General features: G+C 70.5%; 25 protein-coding genes. 17 read left to right on the forward strand and 8 right to left on the reverse strand.

Annotated features, from left to right (window positions below):
* Positions 1 to 220 precede the first annotated feature (220 nt).
* The 8 genes from ABTX78_RS05405 (at position 221) to ABTX78_RS05440 (ending at position 7,224) form a co-directional block, all read left to right on the forward strand.
* The gene (locus ABTX78_RS05405; RefSeq protein WP_352205512.1) at positions 221 to 865 is read left to right on the forward strand and encodes an HAD family hydrolase; all 645 of its coding nucleotides are present in this window, start codon (positions 221 to 223) and stop codon (positions 863 to 865) included.
* 64 nt (positions 866 to 929) lie between these two features.
* On the forward strand, positions 930 to 2,180 hold the full coding sequence (locus tag ABTX78_RS05410; protein WP_352205513.1) for an MFS transporter: 1,251 nt from the start codon (positions 930 to 932) through the stop codon (positions 2,178 to 2,180).
* Positions 2,131 to 3,306, forward strand: coding sequence for an acetoin utilization protein AcuC (locus ABTX78_RS05415; protein ID WP_352205514.1), 1,176 nt, complete (start codon positions 2,131 to 2,133; stop codon positions 3,304 to 3,306). Before ABTX78_RS05410 ends, ABTX78_RS05415 begins: the two co-directional genes overlap by 50 nt.
* A gap of 210 nt (positions 3,307 to 3,516) precedes the next feature.
* Positions 3,517 to 4,332 carry a phosphatase gene (locus ABTX78_RS05420; RefSeq protein ID WP_352205515.1) on the forward strand — a complete coding sequence of 272 codons (816 nt, stop codon included), beginning with the start codon at positions 3,517 to 3,519 and terminating at the stop codon, positions 4,330 to 4,332.
* Positions 4,333 to 4,460: 128 nt separating this feature from the next.
* Positions 4,461 to 4,673, forward strand: a complete 213-nt coding sequence (locus tag ABTX78_RS05425; protein ID WP_014046653.1) for a helix-turn-helix domain-containing protein — start codon at positions 4,461 to 4,463, stop codon at positions 4,671 to 4,673.
* Between the two features lie 122 nt (positions 4,674 to 4,795).
* Positions 4,796 to 4,894, forward strand: coding sequence for a 30S ribosomal protein bS22 (locus tag ABTX78_RS05430; protein WP_003948845.1), 99 nt, complete (start codon positions 4,796 to 4,798; stop codon positions 4,892 to 4,894).
* Between the two features lie 164 nt (positions 4,895 to 5,058).
* Positions 5,059 to 6,147: an NAD-dependent epimerase/dehydratase family protein gene (locus tag ABTX78_RS05435; RefSeq protein WP_352205516.1), complete on the forward strand. Its 1,089-nt coding sequence runs from the start codon at positions 5,059 to 5,061 to the stop codon at positions 6,145 to 6,147.
* A gap of 15 nt (positions 6,148 to 6,162) precedes the next feature.
* The gene (locus ABTX78_RS05440) at positions 6,163 to 7,224 is read left to right on the forward strand and encodes a lysophospholipid acyltransferase family protein (protein WP_352205517.1); all 1,062 of its coding nucleotides are present in this window, start codon (positions 6,163 to 6,165) and stop codon (positions 7,222 to 7,224) included.
* Positions 7,225 to 7,318: 94 nt separating this feature from the next.
* Here ABTX78_RS05440 and ABTX78_RS05445 read toward each other — a convergent pair whose 3' ends face one another.
* From ABTX78_RS05445 to ABTX78_RS05455, 3 genes are all read right to left on the reverse strand, one after another.
* Positions 7,319 to 8,521 (reverse strand): DUF5667 domain-containing protein, encoded by a 1,203-nt coding sequence (locus ABTX78_RS05445; protein WP_352205518.1) that lies wholly within the window; start codon positions 8,519 to 8,521, stop codon positions 7,319 to 7,321.
* Positions 8,522 to 8,739: 218 nt separating this feature from the next.
* A complete protein-coding gene (locus ABTX78_RS05450) occupies positions 8,740 to 9,588 on the reverse strand; it encodes an ECF subfamily RNA polymerase sigma factor, BldN family (RefSeq protein WP_352205519.1) in 849 nt (282 codons plus the stop codon).
* 289 nt (positions 9,589 to 9,877) lie between these two features.
* Positions 9,878 to 10,819, reverse strand: coding sequence for an HAD family hydrolase (locus ABTX78_RS05455; protein WP_313944891.1), 942 nt, complete (start codon positions 10,817 to 10,819; stop codon positions 9,878 to 9,880).
* 157 nt (positions 10,820 to 10,976) lie between these two features.
* On the opposite strand from ABTX78_RS05455, the gene ABTX78_RS05460 reads away from it, so the two are divergent.
* From ABTX78_RS05460 to ABTX78_RS05490, 7 genes are all read left to right on the forward strand, one after another.
* Positions 10,977 to 11,252, forward strand: a complete 276-nt coding sequence (locus tag ABTX78_RS05460) for a glutaredoxin family protein (RefSeq protein ID WP_352205520.1) — start codon at positions 10,977 to 10,979, stop codon at positions 11,250 to 11,252.
* Between the two features lie 349 nt (positions 11,253 to 11,601).
* Positions 11,602 to 12,330: a redox-sensing transcriptional repressor Rex gene (locus tag ABTX78_RS05465; protein ID WP_142214354.1), complete on the forward strand. Its 729-nt coding sequence runs from the start codon at positions 11,602 to 11,604 to the stop codon at positions 12,328 to 12,330.
* Positions 12,327 to 13,985 carry a glutamyl-tRNA reductase gene (locus tag ABTX78_RS05470; protein WP_352205521.1) on the forward strand — a complete coding sequence of 553 codons (1,659 nt, stop codon included), beginning with the start codon at positions 12,327 to 12,329 and terminating at the stop codon, positions 13,983 to 13,985. Before ABTX78_RS05465 ends, ABTX78_RS05470 begins: the two co-directional genes overlap by 4 nt.
* Positions 13,982 to 14,941, forward strand: a complete 960-nt coding sequence (gene hemC, locus ABTX78_RS05475; RefSeq protein WP_352205522.1) for a hydroxymethylbilane synthase — start codon at positions 13,982 to 13,984, stop codon at positions 14,939 to 14,941. Before ABTX78_RS05470 ends, hemC begins: the two co-directional genes overlap by 4 nt.
* Complete coding sequence (locus ABTX78_RS05480; RefSeq protein WP_352205523.1) at positions 14,938 to 16,596, forward strand: bifunctional uroporphyrinogen-III C-methyltransferase/uroporphyrinogen-III synthase; 1,659 nt, start codon at positions 14,938 to 14,940, stop codon at positions 16,594 to 16,596. The genes hemC and ABTX78_RS05480 overlap by 4 nt, the downstream gene beginning before the upstream one ends.
* A gap of 473 nt (positions 16,597 to 17,069) precedes the next feature.
* Complete coding sequence (hemB, locus tag ABTX78_RS05485; protein ID WP_352205524.1) at positions 17,070 to 18,071, forward strand: porphobilinogen synthase; 1,002 nt, start codon at positions 17,070 to 17,072, stop codon at positions 18,069 to 18,071.
* A 199-nt stretch (positions 18,072 to 18,270) separates the two neighbouring features.
* The gene (locus ABTX78_RS05490) at positions 18,271 to 18,864 is read left to right on the forward strand and encodes a hypothetical protein (RefSeq protein WP_352205875.1); all 594 of its coding nucleotides are present in this window, start codon (positions 18,271 to 18,273) and stop codon (positions 18,862 to 18,864) included.
* 9 nt (positions 18,865 to 18,873) lie between these two features.
* Here the strand turns inward: ABTX78_RS05490 and ABTX78_RS05495 are convergent, their stop codons facing one another.
* Entirely contained in the window at positions 18,874 to 19,110 is a 237-nt protein-coding gene (locus tag ABTX78_RS05495) for a DUF397 domain-containing protein (RefSeq protein WP_352205525.1), read from the reverse strand.
* Entirely contained in the window at positions 19,107 to 19,931 is an 825-nt protein-coding gene (locus tag ABTX78_RS05500; RefSeq protein ID WP_352205526.1) for a helix-turn-helix domain-containing protein, read from the reverse strand. The genes ABTX78_RS05495 and ABTX78_RS05500 overlap by 4 nt, the downstream gene beginning before the upstream one ends.
* 113 nt (positions 19,932 to 20,044) lie before the next feature.
* Here ABTX78_RS05500 and ABTX78_RS05505 point away from each other — a divergent pair, with 113 nt between their 5' ends.
* A complete protein-coding gene (locus ABTX78_RS05505; protein WP_352205527.1) occupies positions 20,045 to 20,446 on the forward strand; it encodes an ATP-binding protein in 402 nt (133 codons plus the stop codon).
* 10 nt (positions 20,447 to 20,456) lie between these two features.
* On the opposite strand, the gene ABTX78_RS05510 is transcribed toward ABTX78_RS05505, so the two are convergent.
* From ABTX78_RS05510 to ABTX78_RS05520, 3 genes are all read right to left on the reverse strand, one after another.
* The gene (locus ABTX78_RS05510; RefSeq protein WP_352205528.1) at positions 20,457 to 23,234 is read right to left on the reverse strand and encodes an alpha/beta hydrolase family protein; all 2,778 of its coding nucleotides are present in this window, start codon (positions 23,232 to 23,234) and stop codon (positions 20,457 to 20,459) included.
* Between the two features lie 225 nt (positions 23,235 to 23,459).
* The gene (locus tag ABTX78_RS05515; protein ID WP_352205529.1) at positions 23,460 to 24,365 is read right to left on the reverse strand and encodes a glycoside hydrolase family 19 protein; all 906 of its coding nucleotides are present in this window, start codon (positions 24,363 to 24,365) and stop codon (positions 23,460 to 23,462) included.
* 125 nt (positions 24,366 to 24,490) lie between these two features.
* Positions 24,491 to 25,447 carry an NAD(P)-dependent oxidoreductase gene (locus ABTX78_RS05520; RefSeq protein ID WP_352205530.1) on the reverse strand — a complete coding sequence of 319 codons (957 nt, stop codon included), beginning with the start codon at positions 25,445 to 25,447 and terminating at the stop codon, positions 24,491 to 24,493.
* Positions 25,448 to 25,640: 193 nt separating this feature from the next.
* On the opposite strand from ABTX78_RS05520, the gene ABTX78_RS05525 reads away from it, so the two are divergent.
* Positions 25,641 to 25,910, forward strand: a complete 270-nt coding sequence (locus ABTX78_RS05525; protein WP_352205531.1) for a DUF1876 domain-containing protein — start codon at positions 25,641 to 25,643, stop codon at positions 25,908 to 25,910.
* The last annotated feature ends 3 nt before the right edge of the window (positions 25,911 to 25,913 follow it).

The following is a 25,913-nucleotide window of genomic DNA, read 5'->3' on the forward strand; positions in this document are numbered from 1 at the left end:
CTGCAGGGGGGACCCTGTGGGAGAGTAGGACGCCGCCGAACAATTTTTAGCCTCAACCCCCGGACCATGTCCGGGGGTTGAGGCATTTTTGCGTTGTGCGTCAGGTCGCTGCCCGATGCCGCAGTCCCGGCGCACCGGCCCGAGCACCTGCTCATATGGCACGAGCCCCTGGACCCAGTGCGCCGCGTAGGCGCCTGCTGAGGCTCTTTAGGGTGAGTCCATGCGCTATGAACTGGTCATCTTCGACAACGACGGTGTGCTCGTCGACAGTGAGCCGATCTCGAACACCATCCTCGCCGGCTATCTGACCGAGCTGGGGCACCCCACCTCGTACGAGGACTCGCTGCGCGACTACATGGGAGCGGCTGTGCACCGCGTGCACGACCTCGTGCTGGAGCGGACCGGCCGGCGACTGCCCGAGGACTTCGACGACACGCTGCATGCGCGCGTCTTCGCCGCTTTCGAGCGGGAGTTGGTGGCTGTCGACGGGGTGACCGAGGTGCTGGGGAAGCTCGTGGCCGAAGGGGTGCCGTATTGCGTCGCGTCGTCGGGGAGTCATGAGCGGATCCGCGTCGGGCATCTGAAGACCGGTCTGGACCTCTGGTTCCGGGAGGGCAATGTCTTCAGTGCACAGGACGTGGGCCGGGGGAAGCCGGAGCCGGATCTGTTTCTGCACGCCGCCGAGCGGATGGGCGTTGCCCCGGAGCGCTGTGTCGTCGTCGAGGACAGCCCGCTCGGGGTGACCGCGGCGAGGGCGGCCGGTATGGACGTCTACGGGTTCACGGCGATGACCGCCGCCGAGAAGTCGGCCGGTGCGAAGGGGTACTTCGGGTCCATGGCCGAGCTGCCCGAACTGCTCGTCTGATCCGACCGATTGGTCGTGTGATCGATCTACCGCTGGGTAGGGCAGCGGCCTACGCTGTCCGGCCATGACGGATGCGCGGTTGGGGCGGCGGTTGCGGCGTGGTCGCGCCTCGTTGGCGTTGAGCTTCTTCGCGCAGGGAGTGGCGTTCGCTCTGCTCGTGACGCGGATACCCGCGGTGCAGGACCGGTACGGGATATCCGACGCCATGCTGCCCGTCTTCCTCGCCGCGGTGCCGATTCTCGCCGGCGTCGGAAGTGTGGTCACCGAGTGGCTGGTGCGGCGGATCGCCCCCAGTGCCGTACTGCGGTGGTCCCAGCCGGTGGTGATGCTGGCGCTGCTGGGGGTGGCCGCCGGGACCGACGTGTGGCAGGTCGCTGTCGCCCTCGGGATCTTCGGGCTCGCGGTCGGTGCACTGGACGCGTCCATGAACATGCTCGGAGTGAGCCTTCAGCGGGCGTACGGGCGCAGCATCATGCTCGGGTTCCATGCGGCGTACAGCCTCGGTGGGATCGCCGGCGCCTCGCTGGCGTGGGCGGGCGCGCACTGGGACCTGTCGCTGCTGGCCTCGTATCTGCCGGTGATGGCTGTGCTGTTGCCGGTGGTGCTGGTGGGGAGCCGCTGGTACGCGGATCAGGAGCCGGTGCCGCGGACACCCACGCGGGCGGGGGAACGCGAGGGGGCAGGCGTCGGGTTCCGGCTGCTGTTGCCGTTCTGCCTGGTGATGGCCTTCGCCTACATCGGGGACTCCACGGTCTCCAACTGGAGCGCGAAGTATCTGCAGGACGTGCTCGGGAGCTCGGAGGAGGTCGCGACCGTCCCGTACAACGCGTACATGGTGACCACGCTGCTGGGCCGGGCGGTGGGTGACCTGGGGGTGCGGCGGTTCGGTGCCGTGGCGGTCGTGCGGTGCGGGACGGTGCTGGCGGCCGCCGGATTCGCCGTGGTGGCGATGGCGCCCGGGGCCGTGGTGGGGATTCTCGGCTTCACTCTGCTGGGGTTCGGCCTGTGTGTGATCGTGCCGCAGACGTTCGCCGCGGCGGGGCGGCGGGCGGTCGAGGCCGGGGGGCCCGGGGCGAGCGATGCGGCGGTGGCCAGGCTGAACGTCTTCAACTACGTCGGCTTCCTGGTCGGTTCACCGCTCGTCGGGGCGCTCGGGGACGCCTGGAGCTATCGGTGGGCGATGGTCGTGCCGATGGTGTTGGTGCTGGTGACGTTGCGGTACGCCCGCTCGTTCGGTGCGGAGCCGGCCGGATACGGTGGCGGGCATGAGCGGCCGCGGATTGTTGATGTGGGACGAGGCGGTAACGAAGTATGACTTCGGGAGCAGCCATCCGATGGATCCGGTGCGGCTCGCGCTGACCATGGGGTTGGTGCGGGCGTACGGGTTGGACCGTGCGCTGGACGTGGTGTCCGCGAAGTCTGCCGGGGACTCCACGCTCCGGCTCGTGCACCGTGAGGACTATGTGGCGGCGGTCAGGGCGGCTTCGGCGGATCCGAGGTCGGCGGACCAGTCGTACGGGCTCGGCACGATGGACGATCCGGCCTTCGCGGGGATGCACGAGGCGTCCGCGCTGATCGCGGGGCAGTCGGTCGGGGCCGCGGAGGCGGTCTGGCGGGGTGAGGCCGCGCACGCGGTGAACTTCGCGGGTGGTCTGCACCATGCGATGCCCGGTTCCGCCTCGGGGTTCTGCATCTACAACGACGCGTCGCTGGCGATCGCGCGGTTGCTGGAGCTGGGTGCGGAGCGGGTCGCGTATGTGGATGTGGACGTGCATCACGGGGACGGCGTCCAGGCGGCGTTCTGGGATGATCCGCGCGTGCTGACGGTCTCGATGCACGAGCATCCGCGGATGCTGTTCCCCGGCACCGGCTGGCCGGAGGAGACCGGCGGGGACGGCGCGGCGGCGGGCAGCGCGGTCAATGTGGCCCTGCCGGCCGGGACCGGCGACGAGGGCTGGCTCCGGGCCTTCCACGCGGTGGTGCCGGAGCTGCTGGCCGACTTCCGGCCGGAGGTCCTGGTGACGCAGCACGGCGCGGACACGCACTTCGAGGACCCGCTGGCGCATCTGGCGGTGTCGCTGGACGCACAGCGGGCGGTCCAGGAGTCGTGCCATGCGCTGGCCCACGACCATGTGGACGGCGGCAGGTGGGTCGCGCTCGGGGGCGGCGGGTACGCGGTGGTGGACGTGGTCCCCAGGTCCTGGACGCATCTGGTGGGGATCGCCGGACATGCGCCGGTGGACCCGGAGTCGGTGATCCCGTCGACGTGGCGGGACGAGGTGTACGCGCGGACGCGGCAGCTGGGGCCGGGACGGATGACGGACGGCCGTACGCCGACGTGGCGCGAGTGGGAGGCGGGGTACGACCCGGCGGACCGCCTGGACCAGGCGGTGCTGGCGACACGGCGGGCGGTGTTCCCGCTCAGGGGGCTGCTGGCGTAGGCGGACCGGCCCCGACCGGCACCGGGCGGTGGGAGCTGCCCGACCGGCACCGGGGGAGCGGCAATGTGCGGCTGCGCGGCAACGAGCGGCCGCGCCGCACTCCACGGTTCGCCCCTTGCCCCGGTTGCTCCCTTACCCCCGTTACGCCAACCGTGCGGTCACTCCCTCCTTTTCGTACGGGCCCGCGTCCGCTGCGGGAGCATCGGGAGCGTGTTGAGTACCGGAGCGCTGCGGGCGCATCTTCTGGCGGCCCGGTTGGCCGGAGCCGTCGCCACGTCGCGGGAGGCGAGTCTGCGCAGTTACCGGCTCTTCGCCGCGCGTGATCCCCGTGCCACCCTCGGACTCCTTCCCGAACGGGACTGGAGCGAGCGGGAATTGATCGCTCTGATGGCCGACAGGTGTGGTGTTTCGGACGATCCCGCCTGTGTCGACGGGTCCGATGTCATCGACCCCGAGCGGACGCTGACCGCACTCGCCGCCTTCGCCGAACGGCTCGGTGCCGTTGCTGCTCGTGGGGGAGTTGTGTTGCTCGGGACCGGGCATCCGCACCGGCTGCTCGGGTTCTACGCCGGGCTGGCAGACGCTTTGTCGGCGGCGGGCTGCGTCGTTCTCACCCCCGCGCAGGGGCGATGTGTCGACATAACGACCCGGTTCGGCGTACGCACGTACAACCTCCAGTACGTACGGGGCGTCGCGATGGTGCGCGAGACCGGCGCTCGGGGCGCCGGGAGTGAGACCGGCGCACACACCCATTCCCCCCTGCCGGTTCGGGCCGCATTGGAGGGTGTCGCGGAGGGCCGGGGGCCCCTGCCGGACCTGGTCGTCGGTGACCACGGCTGGGTCTGTGGGGCAGGTCAGCTGGGGATTGACGCGATCGGGCTCGCCGACACCGACGATCCGGCGCTCTTCGTGGGGGAGGCGGAGGGGCAGGTGTCCGTGGTCGTTCCGCTCGATGACGCTGTGCGGTCCGATTACTACCTCCCGCTGACGCGCTATGTACTCAATCGAGCGTGTCTGTCACAGTAGGCGGCCGAGCGCTGCTCCTCTTCCCCACTCGCACCACCCGCCCCTACTCTGGGGAGTGAGCGCACAGCGACGAAGAGTCACCGGAGGGGAAGCCGGTGTGCGTCATGTGCGGAAGGTACAGGTGGGTCATGGCTGCTGGCAGCGAGAGGCCTCTCAACGAGGTCAAGTTCCTTACCGTGGCGGAGGTCGCCTCGGTGATGAGGGTGTCGAAGATGACCGTGTACCGGTTGGTGCACAGCGGTCATCTGCCGGCCATCCGGGTGGGGAGGTCCTTCCGGGTACCGGAGCAAGCGGTTCACGAATACCTCCGCGAATCCTTTGTGGGGGTGGAATCCGCGTAGCCCGAGCAGGGCGGCTGCCCTCGGATTACAAGCTCGGGGCTGGGGCGGGTAGGCTAGGCCGATGTAGGTCGTGTGGGCCCAGACGCCCCGCACCGAGTGAAGAGAAGTGAGCGAGGGTAGTCGTGGGCTCTGTTATCAAGAAGCGGCGCAAGCGGATGGCGAAGAAGAAGCACCGCAAGCTGCTCAAGCGCACCCGCGTTCAGCGTCGTAACAAGAAGTAATTCGTTACGGCAGCTGTACGTGTCATCGCGGCCCCTCCACCGTTTCGGTGGAGGGGCCGCGGTGCGTCCCTTGGCGAAACAGCGTCGTGCAGTCATCACAGCGCAACACCGAACCGCTACGGTGACGGATAAGGGTGGGGTGGACCTAAGGGAAGGCGCTGATCTTGGGCAAGGTCGTGCTCGTCACCGGTGTGGCCCGGCAGCTCGGAGGGCGGCTGGTACGGCGCATCCTCCGGGATCCCGGCGTGGATCGGGTGATCGGTGTCGATGCGGTGGACCCCGAGCACCACTTGGGCGGCGCCGACTTCGTACGCGCCGACATCCGCCAGCCGGCCATAGCGCGGGTGCTGGCCGAGCACGACGTCGACACGGTCGTGCACATGGACGTGACGGGTACGCCGTTGGGCGCAGGCGGCCGGACGACGGTCAAGGAGACCAACGTCATCGGCACCATGCAGCTGCTCGGCGCCTGCCAGAAGTCGCCGACCGTCAAGCGGCTGGTGATCAAGTCCAGTACGAGCGTGTACGGCTCGGCGCCCCGCGACCCCGCGGTGTTCACCGAGACCACCCCGCCCAAGTCCCTGCCCAGCGGCGGCTTTGCGAAGGACGCGGTCGAGGTCGAGGGATACGTCCGCGGGTTCGCCCGCAGGCGCCCGGACGTCGCCGTGTGCGTCCTGCGGTTCGCGAACATCCTCGGCCCGTGCGCCGACTCCCCGCTCGCCGAGTTCTTCTCGTTGCCCGTCATGCCGACCGTCTTCGGCTACGACCCGCGGCTGCAGTTCGTCCATGAGGACGATGTGATCGACGTGTTGCGGATCGCGCTCGACGAGCCGCGGCGCGGCACGCTCAACAGCGGCACGTTCAACGTCGCGGGCGACGGTGTGCTGCTGCTCTCGCAGTGCTCACGGCGTCTCGGGCGGCCGACACTGCCGGTTCTGCTGCCCGCGGTCACCTGGGTCGGCTCCGCGCTGCGTACGCTCGGTGTCACGGACTTCTCGCCCGAGCAGATCCGCCTGCTGACGCACGGCCGGGTGGTGAGTACGACGCAGATGCGCGAGACCCTGGGCTTCCAGCCGAAGTTCACGACCGCGGAGGCCTTCGCGGACTTCGCCCGCAGCCGCGGGCCTGGGCTGCTGCCTCCGGAGGTCCTGGCGGACGCCGTGGACCGGGTGGCGGCCGCGCTGCCGGTCGGCGCCGGCCGGTCCGCCGGTCCGGACCCCTCCCTCCAGACGACTCAGAGCGACGCCGAATAAGGAGCGCAGCCAACGATGGCGGACGCCAAGGTCATTCCGTTCGACGACGACCGTTCGCGCGGCAGCGCGCAGCGTGCTGCGCGGCGACGCCCCACGGGCGGCACGAGCCGGCGCAAGGCCGATCCCGGCGGTATGCGGGAGATGCCCGTGAGCCCGCTGCCCGCACAGCAGCCGGCGCAGAAGACGTCGGACGCGGCCGACCAGGAGTCGCCGGTGCAGCCGCCGGCCGAGCGGGGTGGCGGCTGGGACCGGCGGATCGCCGGCGGGCTCGCGTTCCTGCGCCGCCGGATCACCGGGGACTACGAGGTCGACGAGTTCGGCTACGACGAGGACCTCACCGACCAGGTCCTGATGTCGATGGTCCGGCCGCTGTACGAGAAGTACTTCCGCGTCGAGGTGAAGGGGATCGAGAACATTCCCTCCGACGGCGGAGCGCTGGTGGTGGCCAACCACTCGGGCACGCTGCCGCTGGACGGTCTGATGATGCAGGTCGCCGTCCACGACAACCATCCGGCGGGCCGTCATCTGCGGCTGCTCGCCGCAGATCTGGTCTTCATGCTGCCGGTGGTGAACGAACTCGCCCGCAAGGCCGGACACACGCTGGCGTGCTCCGAGGACGCCGAGCGGCTCCTCCAGCGCGGTGAGGTCGTCGGGGTGATGCCCGAGGGCTTCAAGGGCATCGGGAAGCCGTTCAGCGACCGCTACAAGCTTCAGCGGTTCGGGCGGGGCGGGTTCGTCTCCACGGCGCTGCGGGCGGGAGCTCCGATCGTGCCGTGCTCGATCGTGGGGGCGGAGGAGATCTACCCGATGATCGGCAACGCGAAGACGCTCGCGCGGCTGCTGGGCTTCCCGTACTTCCCGATCACGCCGACGTTCCCGTGGCTGGGTCCGCTGGGCGCGGTGCCGCTGCCGACGAAGTGGACGATCCAGTTCGGGGAGCCGATCCCGACGGACGGGTATCCGCCGGAGGCGGCGGAGGACCCGATGCTGATGTTCAACCTGACGGACCAGGTGCGGGAGCAGATCCAGCACACGCTCTACAAGCTGCTGGTGCAGCGCCGGTCGGTGTTCTTCTAGGCCGGTGTTCTTCTGAACCAGTCTTCTTCCGGGCCGGTTCCCGGACACACCGGAGGGGGCTGGATTACTCCAGCCCCTCCGGCCTTGCTGTGTGTCAGTTGTCGTCCTCGGCCTCCAGGCCGAGGCCCGGCAGGATTCCCGGCAGCAGCGGCGGGATGGTGATGTCCGGCTGCGGCGGGAGTGGGTCCCTGCCCGAGGGCGAGGGGCTGTCGCCGTTCGTCGGAGGGTCGAACAGATCGCCCGGGTCGCCGCCGAGCAGACCGTCGTCCGACGCCGCGCCGGAACCCGAGGGCTTCGGCTTGCCGGCCTCACCGGGACGGGACTCGCCCGTGCCCGGAGCGGACGGTGTCGTACGACTGCTGCCCGGGCTCGACGGGCGGCCCGAGTCCTGCGAGGAGGCGCCGGGACGCTGCCCGCCGCCACGGCTCTGCTCCGGGGCGCGGGGCAGCAGCGACTGGAGCGGCTCGACCTCTTGGTCTATGGCGTCGAACACGTCGTTGACGTCGTCGCCGACATCGGTCAGTTGGGCCGGCAGCCGGTCCCGCAGCCCGTTCCACGCGTCACGGTGGGCGCGGGAGAACGAGTTGAGCTTCTGGATCGGGCCGAGCGAGCCGTCCCGTTCGTACGCCTCGTGGAGCAGCCGGTGGCCCTCGCCCGCGTCGTGCCGCACGCCGGTGAGGGCGCGGCGGACCTCGCCCAGTGATTCGTGGTCCAGGGCGCCGGCCCGTCCGCGCTCCATGAGGCGGCGGGCCTCACTGAGCCGGGTGGATGCCTGGTCGAGGTACAGCTCGCCGCGGTCGGACTCGCCTTCCGCCATACCGAGCCGGATGTCCTCCATGCCGCGCTTCAGCCCGTACAGCGTGTCACCTGGAAGGGCGTCGGAACTGGCAGCGGCCACTCCGCCGAAGGCCCCCGCGGCGACACCGACGGTCAGACCGCCGGCCGCAAGACCCTTCGACCAGCGGGAGCGTGGTCGCAATTTCCGGAGCGGGGAGGCCCGATGGGCGCCGCGGCCGGTCGTCCGCTGCTCGGGCACCGTAGTGCCCGCGGACCTGCCTCCCGAGGCCGTGCCTTCCTGGAACATGGCTTCCATGGCGGCCACGAGCTGCGCTCGCTGCACCACTTTGACCTCGGGATCCATTACCGGTCCCGGCAGCTCGCCGAGACCGTTCGCCAGCGCCAACAGCCGTCCGTGCTCGGTCGGTTCGACCGCATCATCCGGCTGCTCGGCCGCCTGATCTTCCAAGGCCTGGGCGAAGGCGTTCGCCCGCCGGTGCGCCGAAACGTTCGCGATCACTGGCGGCACCTCCTCTCGTCATGACGGTCGACTCCCCTCGGGGTCCGGAAGGTTGCACACCTTGAGCGCAACCACCCGATCGAGTGAGTGGCTGCGGGCATGGCGTGACCACAGGGAGCCTGCATCCCGCACAACGAGCGTCGCGGCACTTGGGTTACGCGCGAAAGATGATCGGACCAGTGCGTCATCGTGGCGTCACCGATTGTGAGTTGGGTCGGTCAGCGGGCGTCGTCGGGCAGGAGGCGGGCCAGGGTGCGTACGGCGCGGTACTGGAGGGTCTTGATCGCACCCTCGTTCTTGCCCATCACCCTGGCGGTCTCCGCGACCGACAGGCCCTGCAGGAAGCGCAGAGTCACGCATTCCTGCTGCTGAGGATTGAGTTTCTTGACGGCTTCGAGCAGCGCGGCGTTGGACAGGGACTCCAGGACGGAGTCCTCCGGGCTGCGTTCGACCTCGTTGGCGTCGAGCATCTCGCCGGTCGTGACCTCCAGCCGGAATCGGCTGGACTTGAAGTGGTCGGCGACCAGGTTCCGCGCGATCGTCACCAGCCAGGCGCCGAAGTCACGGCCCTGCCAGGTGAAGGTGGAGATGCGGCGCAGGGCCCGCAGGAACGTCTCACTCGTGAGGTCCTCCGCCGTCGCCTTCCCGCCCACCCGGTAGTAGATGTAGCGGTAGACGGTGTCGCTGTACTGGTCGTAGAGACGGCCGAATGCTTCCGCCTCGCCCGCCTGGGCGCGCTCGACCAGCTCCATCATGCGGGCGCTGTCGCTGTCGGCACTGGGCCGGCGTGCGGTGGTCGAGGCACCGGAGCCGCCCCGGCTGCTCCGTCTGCCGACGGCCCGCCCGTCGCCCGACCTCCTCCCCTCGACGACGGCGCTCCGCCCCGGCACCTGTTCGATGCCGTCGGCCAGGGCGTAGCAGGGAGCGGCGGGGCCGCTGGTGGCGAGGCGGGGCATGGCAAGGGCGGGGCCGGCGTACGCGGTGGGGACGAAACCGCGCAGGTGGTCGAGGACCGCCGCGCGGAGCGTAGCCAGGCCCGAGGCGTCAACCCCGACGTGTGGGTACACGGGACTCCCAGAGGCAGAGCTTCCATCACGTGCAGTGCGGGAATGTTCACCCGTCGTGGCGACTGGTGGGTTCCCGTATGCGTTTGAGGAGAATAACGCTTCGTACAGGCAGTGCTACACCCAGTTGCTCAAATCATCGTTTCCGTCGCTTCTGTTACCCCTCGGCGACGGTTCAAGTAGCAGATCGTGAACGCTTGTTGATCGAAAAGCTTCGCGATCTGACTCATCACAGGGTGTGCCGCAGCCTGTTCCTTGCGGTCGGGAGCGTCCCGGATCGTCGCTCTGCGTATCAGCGGCGGCGGCGGTGCAGGGCGACCGCGGCCGCCGTACCACCGGCGATGGCGCCGACACCGGCCGCCGCCGGGATGCCGACCTTGGCCGCCTTGCGGCCGGTCCGGTAGTCACGCAGTCGCCATTCGCGTTCGCGTGCGTGCTTGCGCAGCTTCGTGTCCGGATTGATCGCATACGGATGCCCGACGAGCGAGAGCATCGGGATGTCGTTGTGCGAATCGCTGTAGGCGGCGCAGCGGGCGAGCTCCAGGCCCTCGGCCGCGGCCAGGGCGCGTACCGCCTCGGCCTTCGCCGGGCCGTGCAGCGGCTCGCCGACGAGCTTGCCGGTGTAGACGCCGTCGACGGACTCGGCGACCGTGCCCAGCGCGCCGGTCAGGCCGAGGCGGCGGGCGATGATCGTCGCGGTCTCCACCGGGGCGGCCGTCACCAGCCAGACCTTCTGGCCCGCGTCCAGGTGCGCCTGCGCGAGCGCACGGGTGCCGGGCCAGATGCGGTCGGCCATGTACTCGTCGTAGATCTCCTCGCCGATGCTCATCAGCTCGGAGACGCGGTGGCCCTTGACGATGGACAGGGCGGACTCGCGGACGTCCTGCATGTGCTCGGGGTCCTCGACGCCGGCGAGCCGGAACCAGGTCTGTTGCCAGGCGAATCTGGCCAGCTCACGGCGCTGGAAGAACTTCCGCTTGTACAGGCCGCGGCCGAAGTGGAAGATCGCGGCGCCCTGCATCACGGTGTTGTCGAGATCGAAGAAGGCGGCGGCCCGGTCGTCCCCGAGGACGGGGAAGTCGGGTTCGGCGGGCGGGGCGAAGCCGTCCAGCGTGCCGAATTCGTCGAGCTGCTGCGACGTCTTGCGCGCTGCCTCGGCTGCTGCCTCGCCTGCGAGCACGCTCCTTGCGGTGGCGGAGCGCCTACGGGGGGTGAGCCATCCCAGTGCGGCCATGGCGTGAGCATAGCCAGTCTGTTCGGGACTTCCCGACACGCCGGTGTGCCATGGCGTGAACTCTGCGCGACCGCTTTGTTGAACGGGTGGTGCCAATGTGCCGCGGGGGTGGGGTTCGGGTGGCCGCGCAGGCCGTGCGCGGGCGGACAATGGCTGCATGAGTCCTCTGCTGCGGCGTGCCAAGAAGAAACCCGGCGAGCGAGTGGTGACATTGATCGGCAAACCGGAGTGTCATCTGTGCGACGACGCCCGGACGGTCGTCGAGAAGGTGTGCGCTGAGACGGGCGCGTCGTGGGAGGAGAAGGACATCACCCAGGACGAGGCGCTGCACCGGGCGTACTGGGAGCAGATCCCGGTGGTGCTCGTCGACGGCGAGCAGCACACGTTCTGGCGGGTGGACCCGGGGCGGCTGCGGCGCGCGCTGGGAGCCTGACTCCGGCCGGCGGCCGGCTGCGCGCCCCGCGCGGCCACGGAGGGCCGTTCGGGGGATGCTCCGGCGCTGTCACGGCTCTATCCGGACGCGAGGGGGACAGGGCACAGTAGACGGTCTCGGGGCGTATACGTGAGGAGTGTGTACGGTTTTGCCCCCTTCGGGTCTCCAGCAGGCCGATGCGGTTCGAGGTTCCAGGTTCACGCGAGCGAAATGCGTGACCCCGGTCACTTTGCTCGGACAAAACGGACACCATCTTTGTGCACGCGTTCACAAAGACATAGCCTGCATTCGACGGGGCGGTCTTGGAACACACGGCCGCCTGCAGCCTCGCTCATCCCGCAGGAGCACCGTGGCAACTGGCCGAAATCACCGACCGGCGACCCGTAGCCGAGGAATCCCCGAGGCCACCGTCGCCCGGCTTCCGCTGTACCTCCGCGCCCTCACGGCGCTGTCCGAGCGTTCCGTGCCGACCGTCTCCTCCGAGGAGCTGGCCGCCGCGGCGGGCGTGAACTCCGCGAAGCTGCGCAAGGACTTCTCCTACCTCGGCTCGTACGGCACCCGGGGTGTCGGTTACGACGTGGAGTACCTCGTCTACCAGATCTCCCGTGAGCTGGGCCTCACGCAGGACTGGCCCGTGGTGATCGTCGGTATCGGTAATCTCGGCGCCGCGCTCGCCAACTACGGCGGCTTCGCCTCCCGTGGCTTCCGGGTCGCCGCGTTGATAGACGCTGACCCGACGATGGCGGGCAAGCCCGTCGCGGGCATCCCCGTCCAGCACACGGACGAGCTCGAGAAGATCATCAGCGACAACGGCGTGTCGATCGGCGTCATCTCCACGCCCGCCGGTGCCGCCCAGCAGGTGTGCGAGCGGCTGATCGCCGCCGGTGTCACCTCCATCCTCAATTTCGCCCCCACCGTCCTCTCCGTGCCCGACGGTGTCGATGTGCGCAAGGTCGACCTCTCGATCGAGCTGCAGATCCTCGCCTTCCACGAGCAGCGGAAGGCCGGCGAGGAGGCCGAGGCCGCGGCAGGCCGGAAGGGACCCGACGGGGACATGCCCGCCGTGATGCCGGCATGAGTCTCCTGGTCGTCGGACTGAGCCACCGCAGCGCGCCGGTCAGTGTGCTGGAGCGGGCGTCGCTGTCCGCGGACGCGCAGGTCAAGCTGCTGCACGACACGCTCGCCGCGGAGCCGGCCGTGGAGGCCGCGGTGCTGGCCACCTGCAACCGCATCGAGCTCTACGCCGACGTGGACAAGTTCCACGCGGGTGTGGCCGAGCTGTCCACCCTGCTCGCGCAGCACAGCGCGGTCGGGCTCGAGGAGCTCACTCCCTATCTGTACGTGCACTACGAGGACCGGGCGGTGCACCACCTGTTCTCGGTGGCGTGCGGGCTGGACTCGATGGTCGTGGGCGAGGGGCAGATCCTCGGCCAGATCAAGGACGCGCTCGCGCTGGGGCAGGAACTGCACACCGCCGGGCGGCTGATCAACGACCTGTTCCAGCAGGCGCTGCGGGTCGGCAAGCGCGCCCACAGCGAGACCGGGATCGACCGGGCCGGGCAGTCGCTCGTGACCTTCGGCCTGGAGCAGCTCGCCGAGGGCGCGGACGTCGAGCAGTGGGCGGCGGACAAGCGGGTGCTGGTGATCGGCGCCGGCTCGATGTCCTCGCTCGCCGCGACGACGCTGGCACGCCTCGGTGTGGGCGAGCTCGTCGTCGCCAACCGGACGCTGGACCGCGCCGAACGACTGGCCTCCGTGCTCTCGGAGACGGACGGGGTGACCGCGCGGGCGGTGCCCATGGCGGCCGTCGCCGACGAACTGACACGTGCCGATGCGGTGGTGTCCTGCACCGGAGCGACCGGTCTCGTGCTGACGGCGGAGTCGGTCGCGACCGCGCTGGCGGAGCATGTGGTGCCGGTGGGAGCGGACGCCGCGTCGGCGGTCCAGGACCTGCGGGCGCCCGACGGAAGTCTGGTCGCGCGGCTGGCGGAGTTCGCCGCGCGCGACGGGCGGGTCGCCGACCTGACCGTCGGCGCCGAGCCCCGGGTCCTTGCCCCCGATGCCGCGACGCAGGCCGGGGCCGCGAGCGGCGAGCCCGCCTGTCCCGTGGGACTCGACGAGCTGCACGTCGCCGAGACGCTGGCCCAGCACGGCGCCTGGATGGAGAACGCCGAGCGGACCCTGCCGCGCAACCCCGCACCCGTGCGCACCAACGGCGCGGTGCGCATCGGACTGCTCGATCTCGCCATGCCGCGGGACATCGATCACGCCGTCCACCGGCTCCCCGGTGTACGGCTCGTCGACATCGAATCGCTCGCCGAGGCGTCCGCCGACGCCCCGATGGCCGCCGATGTCGATCAGGTGCGCCGCATCGTGTCCGACGAGGTCGCCGCGTTCGGCGCCGCCCAGCGGGCGGCCCGCATCACGCCGACCGTCGTCGCGCTGCGCACCATGGCCGCCGATGTCGTCGCCGGTGAGATCGCGCGCCTGGAGGGGCGGCTCACCGGTCTCGACGAGAAGCAGCGCGCCGAGATCAACCAGACCGTCCGCCGCGTCGTCGACAAGCTGCTCCACGCGCCCACCGTGCGCGTCAAGCAGCTTGCCAGCGAGCCCGGCGGCGCCGGGTACGCCGACGCACTGCGGACGCTCTTCGACCTCGACCCGGAGACGGTCGCCTCCGTCAGCCGGGCCGACATGAATGACGCAGACGTCAAGAACCGAGGGCGAGTATGACCGAGAGGGCACTGAGACTCGGGACCAGGCGCAGCAAGCTCGCCATGGCCCAGTCCGGGCAAGTGGCTCAGGCGGTGCGCCAGTTGACCGGCCGTGCCGTCGAGCTCGTCGAGATCACCACGTACGGGGACACCTCCCGTGAGCATCTCGCGCAGATCGGCGGTACGGGGGTCTTCGTCACCGCGCTGCGGGACGCCCTGCTGCGGGGTGACGTCGACTTCTGCGTTCACTCGCTGAAGGACCTGCCCACCACGCAGCCCGACGACCTCACGATCGCGGCGGTGCCGCGGCGCGAGGACGCGCGGGACGTGCTGGTGGCGCGCGACGGCCTGAGCTTCGACCGGCTGAGCGACGGTGCCCGCATCGGCACCGGTTCGCCGCGGCGGATGGCGCAGCTGAACGCATACGCCCGCGCGCACCACCTGCGCATAGAGACCGTGCCGATCCGGGGCAACATCGACACCCGGATCGGATATGTACGAAGCGGGGAGCTGGACGCGGTGGTTCTCGCCGCCGCCGGGCTCAACCGCATCGGAAGGAGCGAGGAGGCGACCGACTTCCTGTCGGTCGACTTCGTCCTGCCGGCCCCCGGCCAGGGGGCCCTGGCGATCGAGTGCACCGCACAGAACGCGGAACTCGCCGCCGTACTCGCCGAGCTCGACGACCCGTACACCCGGATCGCCGTGACCGCCGAGCGTTCCCTGCTCGCCGCCCTGGAGGCCGGCTGCAGCGCACCTGTGGGTGCGCTTGCCGACCTGTTGGCCGACGGACAGGTTGTCACCGAAATGCGCCTGCGCGGCGTCGTCGGCACCACCGACGGCTCGACGCTGGTGCAGCTGTCCACCACCGGTCCCGTACCCACGTCGCACGGCGACGCCATCGCGCTCGGTCGCGAACTCGCGTCCGAGATGCTCGCCAAGGGTGCGGCCGGTCTTATGGGGGAGCGAGCACTTTGAGCCCCACCGCCAATCCGACTTCGGCGTTCTCGGCACACGGGCACGTCACTTTCCTCGGCGCCGGTCCCGGCGACCCCGGGCTGCTGACACTGCGCGCCGTCGAGGCACTCGCGGGAGCCGACGTACTGATCGCCGAGCCGGATGTGCTCGATGTCGTACGCGGCCATGCGCGGGCGAGCGTGAGCACGCCTGAACTGACGGTTGTTGACGATGCGTCAGCAGCCGCCGGAATCCCCGTACTCAGGGATGCGGCCAATCTTGTCATGGAGGCCGCGCGCGGCGGCAAGCGGGTCGTCCGTGCCGTGACCGGTGATCCGGGACTGGACACCGACGCAGGTCAGGAGATGCTGGCCTGCGCCGCGGAGGGAATTCCCTTCGAGGTCGTGCCCGGTGTCGCCACCGCGGTGGGCGTACCCGCCTACGCCGGTGTACCGCTGCGCGACGCCCAGGGCACGGACGTCCGGTTCGTCGACGCCCGTACCGCGAGTGAGCGGTGCTGGACCGAGATCGGGGCCAGTGACGGGACGGTCGTCGTCTCCAGCACGCTCGAGACCGTCGCCGCGGCGGCGGGCGAGCTGGTGGCCGCGGGCCGCAAGCCCGACACCCCGCTGACCGTGACGGTCGCCGGTACGACGACCCGTCAGCGGACCTGGACCGCGACGCTCGGCACGATCGCGCAGACCCTCAAGCAGGCGAAGGTGCTGCCCTCGCCCGAGGGGCACCGGTCCGTCATAGCCGTGGTCGGTGAGCGCAGCTCGGCTGCTCAGCGTGACCAGCTCGCGTGGTTCGAGTCCAAGCCGCTGTTCGGCTGGAAGGTGCTCGTGCCGCGGACCAAGGAGCAGGCGGCGTCGCTCTCCGACCAGCTTCGTTCCTACGGCGCGGTGCCGTACGAGGTCCCGACGATCGCCGTGGAGCCGCCGCGGACGCCGCAGCAGATGGAGCGGGCGGTCAAGGGGCTCGTCACCGGACGGTACGAGTGGATCGCCTTCACCTCGGTGAACGCGGTCAAGGCGGTCCGGGAGAAGTTCGAGGAGTACGGGCTCGACGCGCGTGCCTTCGCGGGCATCAAGGTCGCGGCGGTCGGCGAGCAGACCGCGGCGGCGCTGGTGGACTTCGGTGTGAAGCCCGACCTGGTGCCGAGCGGTGAGCAGTCGGCGGCGGGTCTGCTGGAGGACTGGCCGCCGTACGACCCGGTCTTCGACCCGATCGACCGGGTGTTCCTGCCGCGCGCGGACATCGCGACGGAGACGCTGGTCGCGGGCCTGATCGAGCTGGGCTGGGAGGTCGACGACGTCACGGCCTACCGGACCGTGCGGGCGTCGCCGCCGCCGGCGGACACGCGTGAGGCGATCAAGGGCGGCGGGTTCGACGCGGTGCTGTTCACGTCGTCGTCGACGGTGCGGAACCTGGTCGGGATCGCGGGGAAGCCGCACAACGTCACGGTGATCGCGTGCATCGGTCCGGCGACGGCGAAGACGGCGGAGGAGCACGGGCTGCGAGTGGACGTGCTGTCGCCGGAACCTTCGGTGCATCGGCTCGCGGAGGCGCTCGCGGAGTTCGGGGCGCGGAGGCGGGGGGCGGCGCTGGAGGCGGGCGAGCATGTGACGCGGCCGTCGGAGAGACGACCGGGTGGCCGCCGCCGCCGCACGACCTGACACTGCGGGAGGGCCCGCGCCCCTGTCCCGGCTACCGCCGGGGTGGGGGTGCGGGCCCTTTCGCGTGGGGGGCCACGACGACGGTGGTGCGGGTGGCTGTGCGGGGTGCTGCCCCGGGCCCCGGGCCTCGATGGCCGGCGGGGCTGGATGTGCGGGGCACTTTGAGCCCGTCCGGCGATTGAGGACATGCCCGGAGGGCGTGCCTTGCGACGGTGGTGCGGGTGGTTGGCGGGGTGCTGCCCCGGGCCTCGCGCCTCAATCGCCGGTGGGGCTGGATGTGCGGGCGCAGACGATGGCGGGCCGGATGTGCGAGGCGAGTTCAGGCGGTTCAGCCTGTCCGGCGTTTGCGGACATGCCGGAGGGCGTGCTCCGCGACGGTGGTGCGGGTGGTTGGCGGGGCGCTGCCCCGGGCCCTGACCCGACCGACGGAATGTCGGTACGTGGGGCATTCGGACGGGCGTAGCGTAGGTGTCATGACTGCGTACGGATCCTTTCCCGGGGCCCGGCCGCGGCGGCTGCGGGTCAGTCCCGCAATGCGCCGCATGGTCGCCGAGACCCGGCTGCACCCGGCCGATCTGATCCTGCCCGCCTTCGTGCGGGAAGGGATCGGCGAGCCGGTGCCCATCAGCGCGATGCCCGGTGTCGTCCAGCACACCCGCGACACCCTGCGGAAGGCCGCCGTGGAGGCGCGCGAGGCCGGGGTCGCCGGGATCATGCTCTTCGGCGTGCCCGAGGACGCCAAGAAGGACGCCGTAGGGACCGCCGGCACCGACCCGGACGGCATCCTCCAGGTCGCCATCCGCGATGTCCGTGCCGAGGTCGGGGACGAGCTCGTGATCATGTCGGACCTGTGCCTGGACGAAACCACGGACCATGGGCACTGCGGCGTGCTGGACGAGCACGGCCGGGTCGACAACGACGCGACGCTGGAGCGGTACGCGGAGATGGCCCAGGTCCAGGCCGACGCGGGCGCCCATGTCGTGGGCCCGAGCGGCATGATGGACGGCCAGGTCGGTGTCATCCGCGACGCGCTCGACACGATCGGCAAGGAAGACGTGTCGATCCTCGCCTACACCGCGAAGTACTCCTCCGCCTTCTACGGGCCCTTCCGCGAGGCCGTCGGCTCCTCGCTCCGGGGCGACCGCAAGACGTACCAGCAGGACCCCGCCAACGTGCGGGAATCCTTGCGGGAGTTGGCGCTGGACCTCGAAGAGGGCGCCGACATGGTGATGGTGAAGCCCGCGGGCCCCTACCTCGACGTCCTGGCCAAGGTCGCGGAGACCGTGGACGTACCGGTCGCCGCGTACCAGATCAGCGGTGAGTACGCGATGGTCGAGGCCGCGGCCGAGAAGGGCTGGATCGACCGGGAGAAGGCCATCGCGGAGACGCTGCTCGGCATCAAGCGCGCGGGCGCGAGCATGATCCTCACCTACTGGGCGACCGAGGTCGCCCGGGGGCTCGGCACAACCGGCTGACGCAGCGGCCTGCGGGGAGGCGGCCGGGGCTCACCGGAGGGTGAGGCCTGCCCGGACCTCCCCGGGGCGGGCACCGTGTGCCGGGGCCGTTAGAGTCGTTCGCTGTTCGAGGTGCCGGGCTGCCCTCCGGCGAAGCCGGCAGGTGCCCTGGCTCCGGAGAACACCAGGCAGCGACTGCGGAGGACAAGGCGTGACGGGAATGGCAGTGTTCACCTTCGTGCTCTCGGGCCTGCTGCTCCTCATGGCCTGCGTCAAGGCAGATCGTGTCCGCTCCTGGCGGGAGTCATGGAATCCCTCGGCCCCGGACGTCTCGGACGGCGCCTTCGTCGCAGCTCGATTCCTCCTGGTCGCGATGGCCGTCGTCGGAGTCGTCGTCGGAGTGCAGGGCCTCAAGGTCCAGGACGACGTGGGGTGGAGCGACGACGAGTTGACCACGGCGGTCAAGGGCGCCACCGCGTCCCTCGACGGCAGCACCGTCCACGGCGGCCCGTTCGAGGCCGACTCCCCCGCCGACTTCGAGGGTGAATACGCCACCAAGGTCGAGCAGGAGATCGTCGAGTACGGAGACGGCGGCGCCCCGCAGTTCGGCGTGGACGCCGAGCTCGCCGGAGAGCCGACGGCAGATCAGGCGCGCTACGCCATAACGGCCGACGGCGCGGGAGCGTGGTTCTGCATGGACGTCAAGCGCAACCACACGGGCTTTGTCGAGACCGTCGCGCCCGGCGGCCTCGGCCGCACGGTGAAGCTGCCGAAGTTCACGTACGCCGTGTCGAGCCGGACCGGTGAGTGCTGAGTCCCGACGTCAGGCGAGCCCGCCCACGAAGGACGCCCAGGCGGCCGGGTCGAGCGTGAGGCTCGGGCCGCCGGGGTTCTTCGAGTCGCGGACGTGGATGGCGGCGGGGTGTACGGCGACCTCGACGCAGGCGTCGCCTTCGTCGCTGCTGCGGGTGGACTTGCGCCAGTCGTAAGCGACTTCGAGGCACTGCCCGCCCTCGCTGCCGCTGTAGCTGGACTTGAACCACTTCAGTGCGGTGCTCATCTCTCTCCCAGCAGCCGGTCCAACAGGCCCTTGGTTTCTTCGGGGTTGAGGGCCTGTGCCCGCAGCATCGCATACTTGCAGGAGAGGATGCTGACCTCGTCCGGGTCGGAGACGAGTTGGCTGCCGCGCTGGCTCTCGGTGTAGCCGAGCAGCTGGTGATCGGGGGTCTCCAGCATGGTGAACGGGCCGTCGAGGCCCGCGTGGTTGGTGCGGCCGAACGGCATGACCTGGAGTGAGACGCCCGGCAGTTCGGCGCACGCCCGCAAGTGGCGAAGCTGATCCTCGTACACCTCGTCGCCGCCGATGCGGTCCATCAGGATCGCCTCCCACATGACGAAGCTGATCGTCGGCGGGTGCGTCCGGGTCAGGATCTCCTGACGCCGGACACGGTTCGTGATCTGTGTCTCGATGTCGTCCGCGCTGAAGGCGGGTACCCGGCTGCGGAAGACCCCGCGCGCATAGCGCTCGGTCTGGAGCAGGCCGGGCACGACCTGGTTGTCGTACCAGGACAGAGCGAGCGCCTCCCGCTCCAGGTCCATGTACTCCTCCGCCCACGCCGGGATCAGGTCCACCTCCGGCATGTTGTCCACCGCGACCGACAGCGCCCCCTTCGTGTCGAGGCGGTCGTCGAAGCGGGCGGCGAGGTCCGGTTTCAGCGGGCGGCGGCCCTGTTCGATCGAGGCGACGGTCTGCTCGGCGAGGTTGAACTCGGCCGCGAGTCCGCGTTGGGTCAGGCCCGCGGCCTCGCGGAAGCGGGCGAGCTGGCGGCCGACCAGCCGCATCGCCGAGGCGTTCTTCCGTGGGCGTCTCCTGGAGTGCATGTCCGACCAACTCCCCGGACGCGGGCGTACGTTACGCCTGCACGACCCGTACAGATGAAACGTACGGGTTCGCGCAGTGCTGTCACCCCGTCAAGGGACGCGACTCTCGCCGCGTGGACAAGACGATGCAACACGAGGATCTGCGCGAGCTGTTCTGCCGTCGCGAACGCCGATCGGTCGCCGCGGCGCGGGAGTTCGCGCGGGAGGCGCTGAGTGCGTGGGGCTGGGGCGCAAGGGCCGACGACATCACGCTGTGCGTGAGCGAGCTCGCGACGAACGCGCTGGTGCACGGTGTACCGCCGGGACGCGGGTATCTGCTGCGGCTGTGGCTGTACGAGCAGGGAGCGGCGCTGCGGATCGAGGTGCATGACAGCGGTGACGGGCGACCCGCTGTGCGTGAGCCGGACGGGGAGTCGGGGCGCGGTCTGTTGCTGGTGGACGCGTTGACCGACACCTGGGGTGTCGGCCAACGCGATCCGGGCAAGGTGGTGTGGTGCGCTTTCACCCTGCGGTGAGGCGTGGTGTCTACGGCCCGTCGAGCACCGTGCCGGTCACCGCCGGGCCGTCCGGCTTGCCGTCCTCGTCGTTGACGGGCTGGAGGACCAGGTGCTCCGTCTGCTCGGTCACCCTGTCGGCGGCCGTGGGGACGCTGACCTCGGCGCTGGTCTGCCCGGCGGGCACAGCGGCCCACAGGTAGGGCCATTCCAGCCGGGACAGGGGCACGTCATCGTCCGGCGCGCCGCCGAACGTGTCGATGAGCCACTGCCGGTCGACGTCCTCGGTGGTCAACTCGGGGCCGCCCGTGGCGGGGACGATCTTCAGCGTCCTCGTCAGCTCGACGTCGGCGGGCGCCGACAACGCGAGCCGCCACGTCAGGGGCTTCCCCTCGGTCACCCTGTCGGCGACGGGCTTCATGGTGATCGTCGGCATCGCGTCGTCGTTCTCGGCGATGACCCCGCCGACGTGCGAGCCGACGACGGAACCTCGGACCGCCTTCACGAGCACGTCATGGGCCACGTCCCAGGAGTACCGGGTGTTGCCGGTGACCTTCACGGTCAGGTCGGTGACCTGGCCGCCGGGCCGTACGGTCACCAGCTTCTCCTTGGTGGTGCCGGTGGCCGGGTCCAGGGCGAACACCCGTACCGTGCCGTTGCCCTTGCCGGAGATGCGGACGGGCACCTCGTACGTACGGGTGCCGGCGTTGCCCTCCTTGACCTTCAGACGGCCGATGTCGACACGGGTCAGCGGGGCCTCCCGTACCGCGGGGGTGCCGGGGCTCCACGCCCAGGCGTCCATCAGCCACGCCTGTCCGGAGCGGCTGCGCGGGGTCAGTTCCAGGGAGGCGATGCGCGTCAGGTCGAGACCGGCGCGGGTGGCGGCGGTGACCGGTACGCGCACCTCACGTGCCCAGGAGGAGGCGGTGCGGTCGCTGCCCGGCAGCCCGTCCACCCGGACGCGGCCGAGGTTCGCCCGCTTGCCGGAGGCGTCTGTGACGGACACGTCCAGTTGCGTGCCTGTGGAGTTCGCGGGGACGAAGACGCGCAGCGCGAGGCTCTGGGAGCCCTTGACGGACAGCGGCTTGTCGGGCCGCACCTTCACCGCCGTACCGGGGGCCGACCAGCGCATGGCCACCGCCCGGCGGCCCGACTCGCGGTCCGGTCCCCAGCCGGCGAAGTGCGGCGACGGGCTGTCCTTCTCCGGGTTCAGGCAGGCGGTGCGCGGGTCGCTGTCGATCGCGGAGCACAGCCGTCCGCCGGTCACCTTCACGGAGCCGTCCGGGAGGAACCCGGCGCTGCGGTTCGCGCCCACCGCGTGGGTCAGCACGCGCGCGGGGTCGGCGGAGGGGGCGCGGCGGCCGGTGCCGTCGATCAGCTCGCGCACGCGGTCGTCCCCGGCGACGAACAGCCGGGCCGCGGCGGCGATGTAGGTGGCGCCGGCCCGGTGCTGCTGGTCGGCGGTCAGCCGGGTCGCGGTGCCCGGCGAGCACACCGGGTCGGGCTGCTCGGGGTCCTGCCAGAAGTCGTCGTCGGCGGGTGCCTGGGCCTGGCCCGGCGTCCACTCGCTGTTGAAGTAGTTGTGGTTGGCGCCGACCATGTAGACCGCGCTGTGCAGGGCCTTGCCCCGGCTGACACCGCGGGTGCCGTCGGCGTACACCTGGCCCTGGAGGTCGGAGACGTCGCCGTCGCAGCCCGGCAGGATCGTCAGCGACGGTACGTCCGGCACCGGGTTCTGGCCGAAGATCGTCGGGCCGATGAGCACGGTCCCGCGGATGTGCCAGCGCGTCTTTCCGCGGTAGCCGTCCTGGGCGGGCGGGGGCGGGTAGAGGCTGTCCATGGCGGCCCGGTTGACGCCCTCGCCGCCGCGCGAGTGGCCGACGAGCAGGACGCGGGAGAGGTCCGTCTTCGGTGCCTTGCGTACGGCCGCCGGGGCCTTGGCGGGCTTCGCGGCCCAGTCGGCCCAGCGGGCGAGATGCGTGCGCACCAGCGATGAGCGGGCCTGCGCGCCGCCGTCCTCGGCGTTGCCGTCCTGGCCGTTGATGCCGTTGGCGGAGATCGACACGGTCACATAGCCCTGGGAGGCCAGCAGCTTCTGGTCGCGCAGATAACCCCGATGGCTGGGGATGGGCTCGGCACCCTTGGCGCAGGGCCAGTCGATGGACACCTCGTCCTCGGCGCCCGGGACGTAACAGGTGGCGTGCCGGCCGTGCAGGAACAGGGCGACGGGACGCTTGCCGGTCGCGCCCTTCGGAGCGACGACGACGCCGCGCATCTCGACGGGCGCGGGAAAGCCGGGGAGGCGGACCGGATCGAGCGCGTACTCCCCGGTGACCGTGCCGTACGTGCCCGGCCTGCCCGGGTCGACGGACCCGGCCGGGAGTCTCGCCGGCGCTTTCGCGGCGGGCAGGGAGCGCCCGTCACCGGCACTGTCGGGCTTCCGGTCCAGCCGCCGGCCCGCCGCCAGCACCTGGAGGTCGGCCAGATCGGCCGTGCGCGCGTCGTCGAGCGGCAGCCGGAAGGTGCGGTTGTCCTCGGCCGGCTCGGGAACGCCGACCAGTCTGCCGTCGGCGTGGAACTCCACGCGCGCGTCGCCCACCGGCACGGGGCGCGGGGAGCGCCACTCCAGCGCGCGATTCCCGTCGGTCTTCGTGATCCGCCAGCCGGGCGGCAGGTTGTTCTCGCCGTTCGCCGCCGTGGCGGGCCGTGTGTCGGGCGGCTGCGGCAGGGCTTGCGCCGCCGCCGGCGACACCCCCGCCACCGTGATCACCGCTATCGCGGTGGCCCATATCCTGCGGGCACGTAACAACGGTCCCCTCCTCAACCCCATGGATCGGGCGCCCGGTTGGGTCCGGGAGCCTCTCGCACTCGGAGGACGGGGAGAAGATTCTCCGGGTTGCCTGCCGACGGCGGACAACTGTGACCGGTGCGTCCAGGGCGACGGGTGTGACGGTCAGACGGGGGAGAGGGCCCGACATGGCTGACCGCGGGCCGGGGAACATTCTCCCGGCCCGCGGTCGTGTGGGGGGTTTCCTCAGCAGTACAGGTTGCCGCCGGGGGCGACGCCGAGGATCTGGGTGAATTGCTGGTACTTGGTGACGCGGCTCTGGACCTGCGCGGGGTTCTTGCCGTCGCATTCCAGGGAGCCGTTGATGGAGCGGATGGTCTGGCCGAAGCCGGCCTGGTTGACCATGGCGTTGTGCGGGGTCATGGTGCCGGGGCCGTTCTGGGTGTTCCAGTACCAGAGGCCGGTCTTCCAGGCGACGGCGGCGTCCTGTTCGACGCGCCAGGGGTTGCCGAGCAGGTCGATGCCGAGGGCGTCACCGGCCGCCTTGTAGTTGAAGTTCCAGCTGAGCTGGATGGGGCCGCGGCCGTAGTAGGCGGCCTGGCCGGCGGGGCAGCCGTAGGGCTGGTTCCAGTCGCAGTAGTGCGGGTAGTTGGCGGTGTTCTGCTCGACGACGTGGACCAGTCCGCCGGTCTCGTGGGAGACGTTGGCGAGGAACGCCGCCGCTTCCTGCTTCTTCACCGTGTCGCTGCCGGAGTTGGCGAAGCCGGGGTAGGCGCTGAGCGCGGCGGTCAGACCGCTGTAGCTGTAGAAGGAGTTCCGACCCGGGAACATCTGGTTGAACTGCGCCTCGCTGACCACGAAGCCCGACGGCTGCGGGTTGCCGCTGCCACAGGTGTATGGCTCCCAGAACCAGGTGCTGATGACCGGGTCGTAGCCGGGGTTGTCGTGCTCGGCTATGTAGTACCGGCCATCGGTGTATCTGACAACGTTGCCAGTGGTGTACCAGGCGCCCGCCTGCCAGCTGGGCGCGGAGGTGCAGGCGTCAGCGGCAGCAGTGGGGGCTGCCGTGGCGGAGGGCGCGAGGCCCAATGCCGCGATACCGACTCCGGCGACGATCGCGGCGAGCCATACCTTGATGCGCTGTCTCAGCACTCGGTCACTCCTTCACAGCAACGGCAAGGCCGTGGTGGGGGGTTGTGCCGCACACTCAAGCGCTATTGACGTGATCGAGTCAAGGTATAGACCAATGTGAATCACCAGGTGGCGCGATTTCGCCGCTACGCCCGCATCAGGTCGACGAGACGGGAGAGCCCGTCGTCCGCGTGTCCCTCTTGGATCGCCCGGTCCAGGATCGCCTGCAGCGGCTCGAAGAACTCGGTGGTGATGCCCTGATCCCTGAACGCCGCAAGGAAGTTGGGCACGGCCGCCTGATTGACGGCGAGGCTGGAGACGTCGGTGAGATGCTCGCCCGAGTCGACGGCCGCCGCCCACTGCGGCGCACCGGAGAGCATCGCGCCGACCCAGGGCACCAGGAGCTCGGAGAAGTCGGTGGCCGAAATGCCTTCGGTGCGCACCAGGGCGTAGGCCTGGAGGACACCGACGACCATGCCGTACATCCCGGTGAGCAGCGCCAGGTCGTGCAGCGCCGCGAGTCCGGGGTCGGCGCCGGTGAAGGTGGTGCCGCCGAGCGCGGCGAGCGTGGAGCGGTGGGTCTCGAAGACCTGCTCGTCCCCGCTGTAAAGGACATAGGCGTGCGGTCCGCCGATCATCTGGGGGACGGCCATGATGCCGCCGTCGAGGTACCGGATGCCGAGCTCGGCGGCCCGGACGGCCAACTCCCGTGCCTGCGCGGGGGTTCCGTTGGTCAGATTGACGACCGTGCGGCCCGCGGGGCCCTCGCCGAGGGAGTCGAGCAGCTCCCGGACGTTGTCGTTGGTCATCAGGCAGACGACCGCGAGCCCGCCCGCGGTCACGGCCTCCGCCGCCGAGCCGGCCGGCGCCGCGCCCTGAGCGACGAGGGGCCCGGCCTTCGAACGGGTCCGGTTCCAGACGGTGACCGGGTGGCCGGCTCCGAGGAAGGCGGCGGCGAGGGCGGAGCCCATCATGCCGAGACCGAGGACGGACACCGGCGGACGGGACCCGGGCACGGAGGGCCGCGATACGGCGGGCCGGGCGCCGGCCGGCCGGGACGCGGGGTCGGACGGCTGCGGTACGGGGGGCTGGGGCGCGGACACGGCGGGGCTCCTCACAATGTTTCTCGGGACGCCCCTGATCCTTGTCCGGTGCCCGAAAGCTCACAAGTACCGACTATGTGGTGCGGTACTCACCGGAAGGTGCGTACCCCGCCCACGTCCCCGGCGCCGGAAAGTGGTCATCGGCGCTCGCGGGGAGCACCCTGGAAGGGGTACCCGCTGGAGGTGATCGGCCATGGAGACACTCGTCGGATGGCACATCGAGATGGAGTTCCGGGAAGACGGCGACCGGACCCGTGCGGCCGCCATGGTGAGACTCGGCGACGGCACGGAGATCCGGGGCCACGGCAACGCGAACCGTCACCGGTCGGACGAACCACAACTGCTGGTGGGCGAGGAGATCGCGGGCGCACGCGCCTTGATGGACCTCGCCTCACAGCTGCTGCAGAAGGCGCACACGGAGATCGACGAGACCGCTCAGCGGCCCTCGCACGCCCTCATGTGAGGG

Origin of the sequence: Streptomyces sp. NPDC096193 (genome assembly GCF_040302905.1) — a bacterium.
Lineage (GTDB): Bacteria > Actinomycetota > Actinomycetes > Streptomycetales > Streptomycetaceae > Streptomyces.